The sequence below is a fragment of the Rhodobacteraceae bacterium IMCC1335 genome (assembly GCA_039640495.1).
Classification (GTDB): domain Bacteria; phylum Pseudomonadota; class Alphaproteobacteria; order Rhodobacterales; family Rhodobacteraceae; genus Thalassovivens.
On record CP046864.1, the window covers coordinates 1 to 15,038 of the forward strand.

General features: G+C 52.8%; 13 protein-coding genes. 5 read left to right on the forward strand and 8 right to left on the reverse strand.

Annotation, left to right across the window (positions count from 1 at the left end):
- The first annotated feature begins 211 nt into the window (after positions 1 to 211).
- The 5 genes from dnaA (at position 212) to gyrB (ending at position 7,182) form a co-directional block, all read left to right on the forward strand.
- Positions 212 to 1,585 (forward strand): chromosomal replication initiator protein DnaA, encoded by a 1,374-nt coding sequence (gene dnaA, locus GN241_00005; protein ID XAT55874.1) that lies wholly within the window; start codon positions 212 to 214, stop codon positions 1,583 to 1,585.
- Between the two features lie 157 nt (positions 1,586 to 1,742).
- The gene (locus GN241_00010; protein XAT55875.1) at positions 1,743 to 2,861 is read left to right on the forward strand and encodes a DNA polymerase III subunit beta; all 1,119 of its coding nucleotides are present in this window, start codon (positions 1,743 to 1,745) and stop codon (positions 2,859 to 2,861) included.
- Between the two features lie 72 nt (positions 2,862 to 2,933).
- Entirely contained in the window at positions 2,934 to 4,034 is a 1,101-nt protein-coding gene (gene recF, locus GN241_00015) for a DNA replication/repair protein RecF (protein XAT55876.1), read from the forward strand.
- 30 nt (positions 4,035 to 4,064) lie between these two features.
- Positions 4,065 to 4,685, forward strand: a complete 621-nt coding sequence (locus tag GN241_00020) for a LysE family transporter (protein XAT55877.1) — start codon at positions 4,065 to 4,067, stop codon at positions 4,683 to 4,685.
- A 79-nt stretch (positions 4,686 to 4,764) separates the two neighbouring features.
- Positions 4,765 to 7,182, forward strand: coding sequence for a DNA topoisomerase (ATP-hydrolyzing) subunit B (gyrB, locus tag GN241_00025; GenBank protein ID XAT55878.1), 2,418 nt, complete (start codon positions 4,765 to 4,767; stop codon positions 7,180 to 7,182).
- A 31-nt stretch (positions 7,183 to 7,213) separates the two neighbouring features.
- Here gyrB and GN241_00030 read toward each other — a convergent pair whose 3' ends face one another.
- From GN241_00030 to recQ, 8 genes are all read right to left on the reverse strand, one after another.
- Entirely contained in the window at positions 7,214 to 8,263 is a 1,050-nt protein-coding gene (locus GN241_00030) for a low specificity L-threonine aldolase (protein ID XAT55879.1), read from the reverse strand.
- Complete coding sequence (locus GN241_00035; protein ID XAT55880.1) at positions 8,264 to 8,740, reverse strand: YcgN family cysteine cluster protein; 477 nt, start codon at positions 8,738 to 8,740, stop codon at positions 8,264 to 8,266.
- Positions 8,737 to 9,675, reverse strand: coding sequence for a bifunctional riboflavin kinase/FAD synthetase (locus tag GN241_00040; GenBank protein XAT55881.1), 939 nt, complete (start codon positions 9,673 to 9,675; stop codon positions 8,737 to 8,739). The genes GN241_00035 and GN241_00040 overlap by 4 nt, the downstream gene beginning before the upstream one ends.
- A gap of 48 nt (positions 9,676 to 9,723) precedes the next feature.
- Positions 9,724 to 10,167, reverse strand: coding sequence for a (R)-hydratase (locus GN241_00045; protein XAT55882.1), 444 nt, complete (start codon positions 10,165 to 10,167; stop codon positions 9,724 to 9,726).
- A 94-nt stretch (positions 10,168 to 10,261) separates the two neighbouring features.
- The gene (locus tag GN241_00050; protein ID XAT55883.1) at positions 10,262 to 11,134 is read right to left on the reverse strand and encodes a TIGR01459 family HAD-type hydrolase; all 873 of its coding nucleotides are present in this window, start codon (positions 11,132 to 11,134) and stop codon (positions 10,262 to 10,264) included.
- Positions 11,135 to 11,183: 49 nt separating this feature from the next.
- Positions 11,184 to 12,104, reverse strand: coding sequence for a manganese-dependent inorganic pyrophosphatase (locus GN241_00055; protein ID XAT55884.1), 921 nt, complete (start codon positions 12,102 to 12,104; stop codon positions 11,184 to 11,186).
- A gap of 83 nt (positions 12,105 to 12,187) precedes the next feature.
- The gene (gene yaaA, locus GN241_00060; protein ID XAT55885.1) at positions 12,188 to 12,940 is read right to left on the reverse strand and encodes a peroxide stress protein YaaA; all 753 of its coding nucleotides are present in this window, start codon (positions 12,938 to 12,940) and stop codon (positions 12,188 to 12,190) included.
- A gap of 30 nt (positions 12,941 to 12,970) precedes the next feature.
- Positions 12,971 to 15,010 carry a DNA helicase RecQ gene (gene recQ, locus GN241_00065; protein XAT55886.1) on the reverse strand — a complete coding sequence of 680 codons (2,040 nt, stop codon included), beginning with the start codon at positions 15,008 to 15,010 and terminating at the stop codon, positions 12,971 to 12,973.
- Positions 15,011 to 15,038: the final 28 nt, after the last annotated feature.

The window sequence follows — 15,038 nt, forward strand, 5'->3', positions numbered from 1 at the left end:
TTGTGAGTGGAACCATTTGGTTTCATGCTGGGGTGATATGCTGTGTGAACAGTACACCACCAAAATATGGCAGCCTAGCTCTGCCTCAAAATATAGCGAAGTGACTTCGCAATATTCTGTCTTTGAAAGGGCAGATGTGGTGAATTTTTAGTCGTAGGCCCACGGTTTAGTTGGTGGCGAGCGGCGCTTGGGAATGTGGGAAGCAAATTAAATGACTCCGGAAAAATGGCGCGACTTACAATCCTCAATCAAACTGACAATTGGTAATAATAATTATCGAACCTGGATTGACCCGCTGAATTTTTCACATGTGGAAGATGACGTTGCTGTGTTCGATGTGCCCACGACGTTTTTGGGAAATTATGTCGAACAAAATTTTGGCGATGTGATTCTACATAAGCTCAGCGAAGCGCAGGCGCAGATCCGCCGCATTCGGTTTCAAGTTGCCGCGCGCCAAACCGATATCAAAAAGCCGCTGGACACACCGACACGCCAAGACACGCCAAAATCCAGCGCTACAAAGAATGGCGGTTTCTCGTCAGAGTTTACAAGCGCGCCAATTGATGCGCGCTTCACGTTTGACACATTTATCGTTGGAAAACCAAATGAGCTGGCATATGCGGCGTCAAAACGCGTTGCAGAAGGTGGAGAGGTTACGTTTAACCCTCTGTTTTTATATGGAGGTGTGGGCTTGGGCAAAACGCACCTGATGCATGCCACAGCCTGGGAATTGCAAGCCCGGCGCCCGGATCTAAACGTGCTTTATCTTTCGGCAGAACAATTCATGTATCGTTTCGTGCAAGCGCTGCGCGAACGCAAAATGATGGATTTCAAACAATTGTTCCGATCGGTGGATGTTTTGATGGTGGATGATGTACAATTCATAGCCGGAAAAGACAGCACCCAAGAAGAATTTTTTCACACGTTCAATGCTTTGGTCGATCAAAATAAGCAAATTATCATTTCGGCGGATCGCGCCCCGGGCGAAATTAAAGATCTGGAAGATCGTATCAAAAGCAGGATGCAATGCGGCTTGGTGGTGGATTTGCACCCAACCGATTATGAATTGCGTTTAGGGATCCTTCAATCGAAGGTAGAACGGCATCAAAGTCATTATCCCGATCTGGTGATTGAGCCCAACGTATTAGAATTTCTGGCGTTGCGCATATCAACAAATGTACGCGTCTTGGAAGGCGCGCTTACCCGGTTATTTGCTTTTGCCTCTTTGGTTGGACGGCCAATCAATCTGGATCTGACTCAAGATTGCTTGGCAGATGTATTGCGCGCTTCCGAGCGCAAGATCACGGTGGAAGAAATCCAACGCAAAGTCTCTGAGCATTATAACATTCGTCTGTCAGATATCATTGGTCCCAAACGCGTGCGCACCTATGCCCGCCCGCGTCAGGTGGCAATGTATTTGGCCAAACAAATGACCAGCCGCAGCCTTCCCGAGATCGGCCGCCGGTTTGGGGGCCGCGACCACACAACCGTTATGCATGGCGTGAAGCGCATCGAAGAGCTCAAGATACAGGATGGGCAAGTGGCGGAAGATCTTGAAATGCTGCGCAGAACTTTAGAAGCCTAAACCATCACAGGCGCCTACCCCGGTTTATCGCCTGGCCGCGGCAAAGATCACAGGGTTGCACTTGACGGGTTTGGCTTTAGCATCAATAAGTAAGTAATCATTGGGCACGGCCCTGCCTTGGGCAGCTGAACGGTTCGAAAAAACAGGAGCAATTGATATGAAATTGAGCATTGAACGCAGCATATTGCTCAGAGCGCTGTCGCAAGCTCAGTCGGTTGTTGAACGCCGCAACACCATTCCTATTTTGGCAAATGTGCTGATCGAATGCGATGAAAGCACCGTCCATTTCCGAGCAACCGATTTGGATATCGAGGTGATTGACAAAGCGCCTGCGCAAGTCGAGCGCCCGGGCGCCACAACCGTCTCTGCGGTGACCCTGCATGAGATCGTGCGGAAACTTCCAGATGGCGCGTTGGTCACGCTAGCCGATGATGCCACCAAGGGGCGTTTATACGTAGAGGCTGGCCGGTCAAACTTTTCCTTGGCCACATTGCCCAAAGAAGATTTTCCGATCATGGCGAGTTCGGAATATACGGCGAATTTTTCAGCCCCGGCCGCGATGCTGCGCCGTTTGTTTGATAAATCTAAATTTGCCATTTCTACTGAAGAAACAAGATATTACCTTAATGGAGTCTACTTGCATGTGGCCGATGGCGAGGGCGGGCAAACGCTGCGCTGCGTGGCAACCGATGGGCACCGTCTGGCGCGCATTGATGCGGCTTTGCCAGAGGGCGCAAGCGATCTTCCCGGCGTGATAGTGCCGCGTAAAACCGTGGGTGAATTGCGCAAATTGCTTGACGATGATGATATGCAAATCGCGGTCTCAGTTTCAGAAACCAAAATCCGCTTTGCCACACCCGAAATCACCATGACCTCAAAGGTGATTGACGGAACATTTCCAGATTACACCCGGGTTATACCGCAAAATAACACGCGGCGGCTTGAAGTGGATGCTTCTGAATTCGCAAAGGCCGTGGATCGGGTGGCAACCGTATCTTCCGAACGCTCGCGCGCCGTTAAACTATCGCTGGATGAAGATCGCTTGGTGCTCTCGGTGAACGCGCCAGATAGCGGCGCTGCCGAAGAAGAGCTTGCGGTGGCCTATTCGGATGAGATGCTTGAAATTGGCTTTAACGCCAAATACTTGCTCGAAATCGCCAGCCAAGTTGATCGTGAGAATGCAGTTTTCATGTTCAATTCCTCTGGAGATCCAACGCTGATGCGCGAGGGCGATGATGCCAGCGCGGTCTATGTTGTTATGCCCATGCGCGTTTAAGGCCAAGATGATCCGCATCTGCCCATGCCCCGCGGCAACGCATAACATCGCCATTGAAATCATGCGCGGGCAATGCTGTATCTAACCAGTCTCCATCTGTCGCATTTTCGATCGCATAAATCGTTAGAATTGGAATGTGATGCGCGGCCGGTCGCCCTGTTTGGCGCCAATGGATCTGGCAAAACAAATATTTTGGAAGCTGTATCGCTGTTTTCGCCGGGGCGCGGCTTGCGCCGCGCCAGCGCCGAAGATATGGCCCGACGCCCTGAACAAATCGGATGGAAGCTGCGCGGCGCGCTAACCGCGCAAGGGCGTCAACATGAGATCGAGCTAAGTTTGCGAAACGGCGCGGCGCGCAGCACCAAGATTGACGGGAAAATCGCCTCGCAAACCGCGCTGGGCGGCGTCACACGCGTGCTCTGGCTGGTCCCGGCGATGGATAGGTTGTGGATCGAAGGTGCAGAAGGGCGACGGCGCTTTTGGGATCGCATTGCGCTGAGCTTTTTTCCAAGCCATGCCGAGCACAGCCTGAGCTATGAAAAAGCCATGCGTGAAAGAAACCGTTTGTTAAAAGATCAAGTGACAGATGATCATTGGTATCGGGCGCTCGAACATCAAATGGCCCTTTCAGGGGTGGCCATTATGCAAGCGCGCCAAGCGGCGCTTGCGTATATTCATGACGCGCAAATCGCGGCGAGCACCCAGTTTCCAAAAGCGAAATTAACATTGCTGCAATCCGAGAACGGCCCGCTTCCAGATAGGGTTGAAGATCTATCCGCCGCATTCGCCAGCGCGCGGGCGCGCGACCTGGCCGCCGGTCGCAGCTTGCTGGGCCCGCATCGCACAGACCTCTCTGCGCTTTATCTCAGCAAGGGCATGCCTGCCAAAGAATGTTCAACCGGAGAACAAAAAGCCCTTTTAATTTCAATTATTTTGGCCAATGCGCGCGCCTTAGCAGAGCAGATCGGCGCCCCGCCAATCTTATTATTGGATGAAGTGGCCGCGCATCTTGACGCCCAGCGCCGAGCTGCGCTTTATACTGAAATTAACACCCTAAAAGCACAAGCTTGGATGACCGGTACGGGGCCCGAATTGTTCGAAGATCTGGGCGAGGCCGCGTTGATGTTGGAGCTTGGCGATAGCGGTTCAGGCTCATTTATAAAACCCGCCTAAAAGAGCCGAGCATCAAAGGAAGGCCAGCCTATGTCTGTGAATGCCATTGACTTGCTGCTCTATACTGGCGGGCTTTTGGTACTGTTCCTCACCCCAGGCCCGGTTTGGGTGGCCCTGATTGCCCGCACGCTGGGCGGCGGTTTGGCGGCGGCTGTGCCTTTGGCATTTGGCGTGATGGTGGGGGATTTGCTGTGGCCAACCATAGCGATTTTGGGCCTCAGCTGGCTGGTAACACAATTTTCGATGATTTTGATCCTTCTCAAAGCCGTGGCTGTGGTGGTTTTTTGGGGTATGGGACTGGCCTTGCTGCGCAGCACAGATCAAGCGATTGCGCAGGAATCGCGCCTGATAAAACCCGGCGCTTGGGCCGGCTTTATCGCCGGTGCAGCCGTGATCATTGGCAACCCGAAAGCAATGTTATTCTACATCGCTATTCTGCCGGGGTTTTTCGATTTTAACACGCTCACGGCGCTGGATATGGCGCTTATCGCTCTGCTATCTGCCAGCATTCCCTTCACGGGAAATCTCTGCGTTGCCCTGCTTGTAAACCGCAGCCGGCAGTTTTTCACATCGCCGAAATCGCGGCAACGGATCGCGCAAATTTCCGGTGGCTTGCTGATCCTGGTAGGAACGGTGATTCCCTTCACTTAAGCCACAAAATATAGTCTATAGGCGTGACATTCTCTACCAGACCTCGTATATTGTGATTGTAATTTAAGGGATGACAGCAATGTCCAACACAGATCAAGCCGCCAATGAATATGGTGCTGATTCTATCAAGGTTCTCAAAGGCTTAGAGGCGGTTCGCAAACGCCCTGGCATGTATATTGGCGATACCGATGATGGCAGCGGGCTACATCATATGGTCTATGAGGTTGTTGACAACGGCATCGATGAAGCCTTGGCCAAACATGCCGACCATGTGCATGTAAAAATTCATGCCGATAACAGCGTATCTGTGTCTGATAATGGGCGGGGAATACCCGTGGATATCCATGAGGAAGAGGGGGTTTCCGCCGCCGAGGTGATTATGACTCAGCTGCATGCTGGCGGGAAATTTGACAGCAATTCTTATAAAGTATCGGGCGGTTTGCACGGCGTGGGCGTTTCTGTGGTAAATGCGCTATCGGTCTGGCTGGAGCTGCGGATCTGGCGCAACGGTAAAGAGCATGTGGCACGCTTTGAGCATGGCGATACGGTTGAGCATTTGAAAATCGTCGGGGATGCGAATGGCCGCAATGGCACAGAAGTGCGGTTTTTGGCCTCAACAGACACTTTTTCAAACCTTGAATATTCCTTTGATACGCTAGAAAAGCGGATGCGGGAATTGGCCTTTTTAAACTCGGGCGTGCGGATTATCCTTGAAGATGAGCGCCCAGCCGAGCCGTTGAAAAGCGAACTCTTTTATGAAGGCGGTGTAAAAGAATTCGTTAAATATCTTGACCGCTCCAAGAACGCGATCATGCCCGAGCCGATCTTTATCACAGGCGAGCGGGATGAGATCGGCATCGAAGTGTCGATGTGGTGGAATGACAGCTATCATGAAACGGTTTTGCCCTTTACAAACAACATTCCCCAGCGCGATGGCGGTTCCCATTTGGCAGGGTTTCGCGGCGCGTTGACCCGCACCATCAATACGTATGCCCAATCCAGCGGTATCGCGAAAAAAGAAAAGGTGAATTTCACCGGCGATGATGCCCGCGAAGGCTTAACATGCGTGTTATCGGTCAAGGTGCCCGATCCAAAGTTTTCCAGCCAGACCAAAGATAAGCTGGTCAGCTCGGAAGTGCGCCCCGCAGTTGAAGGGCTGATGAATGAAAAACTGGGCGAATGGTTCGAAGAAAACCCTGCGATTGCAAAAATAATCGTCGGCAAAATAATCGAGGCCGCGCTGGCCCGCGAGGCGGCGCGTAAAGCCCGCGAACTGACCCGCCGCAAAACTGCGCTTGATGTGAATTATCTGGCCGGAAAATTAAAAGATTGTTCCGAAAAAGATCCGTCAAAAACCGAAGTGTTCCTGGTCGAGGGTGACAGCGCCGGTGGCTCGGCGCAAACCGGCCGCGACCGGCGCACGCAAGCCATTTTGCCGCTTAAAGGGAAAATTCTAAACGTTGAGCGGGCGCGGTTTGACCGCATGCTCAACAGCCAAGAGATTGGCAATCTTGTGATGGCGCTGGGCACTGGTATCGGGCGGGATGAGTTTGATCTTTCAAAGCTGCGTTATCATAAAATCGTTATCATGACCGATGCCGATGTTGATGGCGCGCATATCCGCACCTTGCTGCTGACGTTTTTCTATCGTCAGATGCGCGAATTGGTTGAAAACGGGTTCCTGTATATCGCCCAACCACCGCTGTACAAAGTTAGTCGTGGCAAATCCGAAGTCTATCTAAAAGATCAGGCTGAAATGGAAGATTATCTGATCCAGCAGGGTATTGATGGGGCCCTTTTACGTTTGGAAGATGGCGCGGAATTGGCCGGCCAAGATCTGGCCCGCGTGGTCGATGAAGCCCGCCAGCTCAAGCGCGTTCTGGATGCGTTTCCAAACCACTATCCCCAGCATATCTTGGAACAAGCCGCGATTGCCGGCGCCTTCGTTCCGGGCCGAGTTGATGCGGATCTGCAAGGCACAGCAGATAACATTGCCGCCCGCCTCGATTTAATCGCAGCAGAATATGAACGCGGTTGGAACGGACGTATTACCCAAGATCATGGCATCCGTTTGGCGCGGATTTTGCGCGGCGTTGAAGAAGTGCGCCGCCTTGATGGGCCCATGTTGCGATCGGGTGAAGCGCGCAAAACCGGCAGCTTTACCGAAAGCCTGCAAGAAATTTATGGCAGCGCCGCGACATTGATCCGCAAAGATCGCAGCCAAGTGATTTTCGGACCGCTCGATCTGCTCGACTCGGTTTTGAAAGAAGGTGAAAAAGGCCTGTCGCTGCAGCGCTATAAAGGCCTGGGCGAAATGAATCCCGACCAGCTTTGGGAAACCACGCTCGATCCGGATGCGCGCACCTTGTTGCAGGTGAAAGTTGAAGACGCAGCCGAGGCGGATGATCTGTTCACCAAGCTGATGGGCGATGTTGTCGAGCCCCGCCGCGATTTCATCCAAACCAACGCGTTAAGCGTTGCCAATTTGGATTTTTGACCGGCGGTCTGCTGCGCAAACAGCCACAGCATCAGGCGGGTGCGATCAACCGCAGAAACTGGTCGATTTGAGATGTTTCAAGCGACCAGTCACAGACCAGGCGGGTAACCAGCTCTTCCTCTGCAGGGCCATGCGCAATATCGCCAGACCATACTGAAAAAACTGCGCCACCCTGACGCGCGCGTTGCACCACAGCCCGCGGCATATAGGCGAAAATCATATTGGCGGCGGGTTCATACTGAAACCGAACCGCGTCTGATTTGCGCAGGCCCTGCGCCAGATAAGCGCTGTTATCATTTGCTTTTTGCGCCAAGTCGCGCCAAAGATCCTGTTCAAGATAGGCCTGCATTTGCGCGGCAAGAAAGCGGTTTTTTGAAAATAAATGCGCGCCGCGTTTGCGCCGCAACTCAAATTCCCAAGCGTATTTGGGATCAAAAAAGATCACCGCCTCTACACCCATCAAGCCGTTTTTAGTTCCACCAAACGTCAAGGCATCGATCCCGCATCGCCACGTCATTTCAGCCGCGCTGCACCCCAAGGCGACAATCGCATTGGCAAAACGGGCCCCATCCATATGAACCGGAAGATCGTAGGCTTTGGCCACCGAACATAGCTCTGAAAGCTCTGAAAGCGTATAAATCCTGCCTTTTTCGGTGATTTGGGTCAATGAAACGGGCCCGCGCTGCGGACCGTGGACATCCCCTTGCGCGGTTCCCAAAATAGCCTGTTCAAGCGCATCAGGCGTCAGCTTATCATCGCTGCCAACGAGGTTTAATTTCGCCCCGCCGGTGAAAAACTCGGGCGCATTGCATTCATCTTCTTGGATATGCGCAACGGGGCTGCAATAAATTGTTGCCCAGGGCGGGCATAAACAGGCCAAGGCCAATGTATTGGCCGCGGTGCCAGTGGCGGCCAAATATACCGCCGCATCCGGGGCCTCAAACAGAGTTTGAATTTTTGATACAACATCCAAGGTGATCGCATCAGCGCCATAAGAGGCGGCATAGCCTTGATTTGCAACGCGCAAAGCCTCTAAAACGGCCTCGGGCACCGGCCCTTGATTATCTGACGCAAAAAACATTCACGCGCGCTCCTCAAACAAATGATCTTCCCAAAACTCTTCATCCACTTCAAATTCAGGAAGGGTTTTTCCACGCACCGACACGCCGGCCGCATGCACCGTCTCGGGGTCTCCGGATATCAAAGGATGCCAATCATATAAGGGTTTGCCCTGCCACAATAAAAGATAAGCACAGCTGCGCGGTAACCAATAGGCATGAGCAGCCAAGTTATCAGGGCGCAAGACGATGCATTCGGGCACAAATTGATGGCGAATTTTATATTGTCCGCAGCCACAGCTTTCATCATCCAGCAAACGGCAGGCCACCCGCGTGAGCGCAACCTCACCAGTGTCTTCATCTTCTAATTTATTTAAGCAACATTTTCCGCATCCATCGCAAAGCGCTTCCCATTCTGCCTGAGATAATTTTGACAGCGGTTTTTCCTCCCAAAACTTGGGGGCAAGACCGCTGCGCTTGATGCCTTCCGCTGCGCTCATAATGCGGCCAAGATTTTTCGGGCCTGATCACAATCACGCTGCATTTGTTCGATCAACGCCTCCAGCCCGTCAAATTTCAATTCGGGGCGCAAGAAATCAACCAAGGCCACAGAAAGGTTTGAACCGTAAAGATCGCCGAAAAAATCGAATATAAATGTTTCTAAATTAGGGGTGTTTTCGCCAAACATCGGTCGCACACCCAGCGAGGCTGCCCCGTGATAGCTACCTTGAAAAGGCCCATCCAGAACATCAACCAAAACCGCATAAACGCCAAGTTTTGGCAGATGCAGACCCTCAAGTGACATATTTGCCGTTGGATAACCAAGTTCACGCCCACGCTGCTCGCCGCCGATCACAATCCCTTCAATCCGGTGCCAATGGCCCAGCTGGGTTGCGGCGTTGCACGGTCGCCCCTCGGCCAAGGCGCTGCGGATCGAGGTTGAAGACACTTGCCCTTCACCAGCTTCAATCAATGGCGCGACGGTGACCCCAAAGCCCATTTCTGCACCAAAATGTTGCAAGTCATCAACCGTTCCCGCGCGACCTTTTCCAAAACAAAAATCCGCCCCCACCACCAAATGGCGCAGCCCAAGACCATCCGCAATCACGTTTTGTGCAAATTCGCGCGGCGTCAGCGAAGAGAGGCTGGTGTTAAAATTCAGCTCATATAGCAGGTCAACGTTAAGCTTTGCCAGGCGCGTGGCGCGCGCCTCCGAGCTCATAAGGCGGAAAGCGGGGCTTTGGGGCGCAAAATAGCTGCGTGGATGTGGCTCAAAGGTTAAAATACCCAAAGGCGCTGATAGGGCTTCAGCAGTCTGACGGGCCAAATCAATCACAGATTGATGGCCCAAATGCACACCGTCAAAATTGCCAACCGCCACGCTGGCGCCTTTGTCTTCGGGGTCAACATAAATATAATCACGAATAATCTTCATACCCGTCAGGTAGCGTTCAAAACGATCAGAAGCAAGCCACTGCGCGTGTTAGTCAAACTTGCGGCTTGGCGCAAGCACTGTTGCCTCGCCCACCAAGACCCGCCTGCCATCTACTTCACATTGGCAATCAAGAGTCACGCGGCGCCTTGGAAGGTCAATATCTGACACAGTCACTTCGGCGTAAACCAAATCTCCTGGCCGCACGGGCGCTAAAAATTTCAGGCTTTGGCCCAAATAAACGCTACCATGACCGGGCAGCTGTTCGCCAATGACCGCCGAAATCAAACCCGCGGTCAGCATCCCATGCGCAATTCGACCCTGAAAAATTGTATCCCGCGCATAGCTCTCATCCAGATGAACAGGGTTATGATCCGCCGAGACTTGGGCAAATAAGGCGATATCTTCGTCGCTTATCACCTTATGCAGGTGGCGCGACATGCCCATTTCGATATCTTCGATACAAATCGTACCCCTGGGAAGGTTATCCAACATCCGCCGCCTCATAATTGCAAAGTAATATTAAACTGAAAAATTCAGCAATTGAGTAACTTTATTACTCAATGAGGCAGATATGCAACCCTTTATATCAGCGCAAAAACCCTATTGTGTATTTTGCGCTTTGCTTTTCGGCTTGCAAAAACTGCGCTAGAGCAGCTGGATCAGGATCGTGCCTGGTTTTTGTTTCGCGCGCCGCAAGCCCGCCTGAGATGAACAGCGCATCCAACCCTGCATCTGAGGCGCCTTTGGTATCGGTTTGCACGCCATCGCCAATCGCCAACACAGAGGCGGGGGAAATATCCGTTGCCAGCGCCTTTAAGCGGCGAAACGCCAAATCGTAAATCGGCGCAAACGGTTTGCCAAAATACAGACTTTCCCCTCCAATTTGCGTATAAAGCTGCGCCAATGCGCCCGCGCACCATTCGCGATGCGCGCCGCGATCCACCACAATATCCGGATTGGCGCATAAAAACTTTAGGCCTTTGTCACGCGCGATCTCAAGCTGCGGCAATATCACTTCAGGATCTGCGTTCGAATCAAAGGGCCCTGTACAAACGATGCCACTGGCCTGATCTAGCGCGACACAGGTGATCTGCATCGGGTTTTCAAGCAGTTTGAGCGGCTCAAAAAAGGCTTTATCGCGCGGCTCTCCAATGAAATAAACCGCCTCGCCCACCACGCCCTGAAACATCGCGGCGCGGGCGCTATCCCCAGAGGTGGCAATGCTATCCCACGCGTGATCCGACACGCCAAATTCTTTGATTTGCTTCGCCACCGAGCTGCGCGGGCGCGGTGAATTTGTGACCAAAATAACCTTTCCACCGCGTTGCCGATAAGCGATCAGCGCTTCATTGGCTGCAGGATAAGCTTCAACCCCATTATGAACGCAACCCCAAAGGTCGACAAATAACGCCTCATATTGATCAGAAATTTCGCTGAGGTTTTGAATAATCTGAGACATTTTTGCGCTCTTTCATTTTAAGCGGGGCGTAAAAACGCCAGAATCAATCTTATAAAGTTAATTGGGGAACGATCTGTTTTTTGCGGCTCATCACACCGGGCAACACCACGCTATCCCCATCGACGCAAACGTCAAAAGACTTTTCCGCAACAGATTTAATAGCTTCATTCGGCACCAAAAGCGTGGCCTCTTCGGCCAAGATATCGACAACGAACAACAACACCTGATCCACATTATCTTCTTGCGCCACCCGGCCCATCGCCTCCATCAAGGCCGCTTTGCGCGCCAGCACCACATGCGGTGCAGTGGTTTCCAACACCGAGATGCGAAAGGTCTGATCGCCCACCGGAAAGGATTTGCTATCCATGCGCAGCAATTCAGCATCTGAAAAAGCCGACACATCCGATTTTGCTGCAAACATTTGACCAGCATAATCGCTTAGATTGACAGAAAGCTCTTTGGCCAAAGCCTCGGCTAAGGCGCGATCATGATCGGTGGTTGTTGGGCTGCGAAACGCCAGCGTATCAGAGAGAATGCACGACAGCATCGCGCCTTTGACAGCGCGCGGCATTTTTGCAGCATCAGCGCCCATCAAATCATACATGATCGTGGCTGTGCAGGCCAAAGGGCGGATGGTAATATCGATCGGCGCTTTGGTTTCAAGGCCACCCACCAGTTTATGATGGTCAATCACAGCGCGAATATCGGCTTGATTGATTGCATCGGGCAATTCTGCAGGGTTATTGGTATCGACGATTATCACAGGCGCTGCGGGTGCAATCTCTGAGATAATTTTAGGTTTCTCAAGCTGCCAATGCTCGAGCATAAAAAGCGCCTCATTATTGGGCTCTCCCAACAGGTTTGCTTGCGCCGGAATACCCTGAATCTCATTGAGATACCAAGCCCATATGATCGGCGATCCCGTGCTATCTGTGTCGGGCGATTTATGGCCGAAAACCTGCAAAACCATAGTGTATTTCCTTCGCGAAAAGACCGATTCGCGCGGTTATACGCGCCCAAGCTGCGCTTGTCACCTTGCCGATCTTTGCGCGTTCACCCGCGCAGAAACACGGGTTTTTCTGGGCTGGAAAGCTGCGCTTGATAGGCATAGCCGCCCAGATCAAAATCACGCAGGCTTTCCGGCGCGCTCAGGCGGCGGGTGATAATGAACCGCGCCATCGCACCGCGGGCTTTTTTGGCATAAAAGCTTACGATTTTGGGCCCCTTATCCGTAGATTCCATAAAAACCGGCGTCACAACATCCAAAGTCAACGCCGTCTGATCAACAGCATTAAAATATTCTTGCGAGGCGCAATTCACCAAAACCGAGGCGTTGGTTTTTTCGGCCTGCGCGTTCAGCGCCAGCGAAATACGATCGCCCCAATACTCATACAATGATTTTCCGCGCGGCGTTTTCAGACGGCTGCCCATTTCTAGGCGGTAGGGCTCGATGGCATCCAAAGGGCGCAAAAGACCATAAAGGCCGGATAAAATCCGAAGATGCGCTTGCGCCCAGCGTAGCTCCTCCGCATCAAGGCTCATGGCTTCAAGGCCTTGATAGGTGTCGCCGGCGAATGCAAACGCCGCAGCACTGCGCGCCTGCCGGCCAAAATTGGCAAAGCGCTCTTGATTAAGCTGCGCCAGTTTTTCACTGATGCCCATCAGTTTTTGCAATTGAGCTTGCGATAAAGCGCCGGCAACCTGTGCCAAATCTGCCGCTTGTTCGGGGAATATCGGTTGCGACTGCTCCAAATCCTCGCGCGGGGTCATATCAAGTTTTTTAGCAGGGGAAACAACGATCAACATGGCAGGCCTCCAATTTCTCTTATTCTCTATTTAGGGGCTTTCTAGCAAAACTTCCAGAAAAGCCTCGCCAAATCGTTGATAACGCTTTTCTCCCAAGAGCTGTTTGAGCGCCTCTGGATTAGACCCCGGCAGCTTGGCCACCTTCGCCAATAATCCGGCAGAACAACTGAGCGGTTTCTCAATCCCGCTTTCGCCACGCGCCAGATTGGCTTGCACTGCCAAAAGGCGATCAAACACAACGCCATTCTGCCGCCCCGCCAATTTACGCCTCTGAGGGTGCATATGCGCCGCCTCTCCGGCAATGACCTGCAAGAAATCTTGCCCAAAACGATCCAGTTTTTTGGTGCCAATGCCACTAATCCGCGCCATATCATCCAGCGAAGCGGGGCGGGTTTCCGCCATTTCAATCAGCGTTTTATCGTTGAAAATAATATAGGCGGGTACATTCGCAGCCTCGGCCAAAGCGCGGCGTTTGGCCTTTAAGGCCGAGAGCAAAGGTGCATCATCTTCGCTGACCAAAGCTTTGACGCGCCGGGCGGGCGGCGCCGATTTCACCGTATCCGCCCGCAAGGTTAGGCTGGCCGCGCCGCGCAACAGCGGCAAAGCAGCATCGGTCATCCGTAAAGCGCCATGGCGGCTGCTATCGGGGCGGATCAAATCATGGCCCATCATCTGGCGAAATATGGCTTGCCATTGGGATTTTGAAAACTCTTTGCCCACGCCAAACGTGCTTAGGAAGTCATGCCCATGGGCGCATATTTTATCTGTCTTATTACCCAATAAAATATCTATAACATGGCCTCCCCCGAAGCGCTCATCGCTGCGCAATATTGCTGATAGCGCTTTGCGCACCGCTTCGGTGGCCTCAAAACGATCCGGGGGTGCATCACAAAGATCGCAATGACCGCAAGGCGGCGTGGTCTCATCAAAATATGCCAGCAATGTTTGGCGGCGGCAGATCAAAGCCTCTGCCAGGCCCAATAGCGCGTTCAATCGGCCATGATCGGCGGCGCGGCGCTCAACCGGGGCCAGCCCCTCATCTATCTGCGCGCGACGCAGACGGATATCTTCAGGGCCATAGAGCGTCAGCGTTTCGGCCGGTCCGCCATCGCGGCCGGCGCGGCCAATTTCTTGATAATAACTTTCGATTGATTTGGGCAAATCCGCATGCGCCACCCAGCGGATATCTGGTTTATCCACGCCCATGCCAAACGCCACCGTCGCCACCACGATCAACCCGTCTTCATTTGCAAAGCGTCCCTCAACAATGCGCCGATCTTCTGCCTCCATTGCGCCATGATAGTAACACGCCCGATGCCCTGCCTCATTTAATGCTGCAGATAACGCTTGGGTTTTGGCCCGTGTACCGCAATAGACGATACCCGATTGGCCTTTGCGAGGGGCTACGAAATCTAAAATTTGCCGCCGCGGGCTGTCTTTTGCTGTAAAGGCCAAATGAATATTCGGCCGGTCGAACCCGCGCAGGAACACTTGCGGTTGCGATCCGGCAAATAATCGTTCGATAATTTCTTGCTGCGTGTCACGATCCGCGGTTGCGGTAAAGGCCGCAACGGGCACGTTCAACACCCGTCGCAATTCACCAATTCGCAAGTAATCGGGGCGAAAATCATGCCCCCATTGGCTTACACAATGCGCTTCATCTACCGCGATCAGCGCGATATTAGAGCGCTTTAAAGCCGCTTGCATCGCCGTGGACGCCAAACGTTCGGGGGCCAGATAAAGCAGCTTTAGCTGACCCGCAGCCAAAGCTTGAAATACGCTATCGGTTTCCTCTTGCGTGTGCCCCGATGTTAACGCGCCAGCAGCCACGCCGGCCGCCTGCAATCCGCGCACTTGGTCGCGCATTAAAGCGATCAACGGCGAGACCACCAAGGTAACGCCCTCACGCAGCAAAGCGGGAATTTGAAAGCATAAGGATTTACCGCCACCCGTGGGCATGATGGCCAACACATTATGCCCCTCAACAACCGCCTCAACCACGTCTTCCTGCCCGGGGCGGAACGCATCGAATCCAAACACATCGCGTAAAAGCGTTTGAGGGTTGACCATTCATCACCTGAAATTTGGGGCGGAGCTG

Excerpts from the sequence above, each read along its gene's own strand:
- GN241_00045 (XAT55882.1), bottom strand. The coding sequence starts at position 10,167 with ATGTTGGATAACCTTCCCAGGGGTACGATTTGTATCGAAGATATCGAA.
- GN241_00055 (XAT55884.1), bottom strand. The coding sequence starts at position 12,104 with ATGGTTTTGCAGGTTTTCGGCCATAAATCGCCCGACACAGATAGCACG.
- recQ (XAT55886.1), bottom strand. The coding sequence starts at position 15,010 with ATGGTCAACCCTCAAACGCTTTTACGCGATGTGTTTGGATTCGATGCG.
- GN241_00010 (XAT55875.1), top strand. The coding sequence starts at position 1,743 with ATGAAATTGAGCATTGAACGCAGCATATTGCTCAGAGCGCTGTCGCAA.
- GN241_00035 (XAT55880.1), bottom strand. The coding sequence starts at position 8,740 with ATGAGCGCAGCGGAAGGCATCAAGCGCAGCGGTCTTGCCCCCAAGTTT.
- dnaA (XAT55874.1), top strand. The coding sequence starts at position 212 with ATGACTCCGGAAAAATGGCGCGACTTACAATCCTCAATCAAACTGACA.
- GN241_00020 (XAT55877.1), top strand. The coding sequence starts at position 4,065 with ATGTCTGTGAATGCCATTGACTTGCTGCTCTATACTGGCGGGCTTTTG.
- recF (XAT55876.1), top strand. The coding sequence starts at position 2,934 with ATGCTGTATCTAACCAGTCTCCATCTGTCGCATTTTCGATCGCATAAA.
- GN241_00030 (XAT55879.1), bottom strand. The coding sequence starts at position 8,263 with ATGTTTTTTGCGTCAGATAATCAAGGGCCGGTGCCCGAGGCCGTTTTA.
- yaaA (XAT55885.1), bottom strand. The coding sequence starts at position 12,940 with ATGTTGATCGTTGTTTCCCCTGCTAAAAAACTTGATATGACCCCGCGC.
- gyrB (XAT55878.1), top strand. The coding sequence starts at position 4,765 with ATGTCCAACACAGATCAAGCCGCCAATGAATATGGTGCTGATTCTATC.
- GN241_00040 (XAT55881.1), bottom strand. The coding sequence starts at position 9,675 with ATGAAGATTATTCGTGATTATATTTATGTTGACCCCGAAGACAAAGGC.
- GN241_00050 (XAT55883.1), bottom strand. The coding sequence starts at position 11,134 with ATGTCTCAGATTATTCAAAACCTCAGCGAAATTTCTGATCAATATGAG.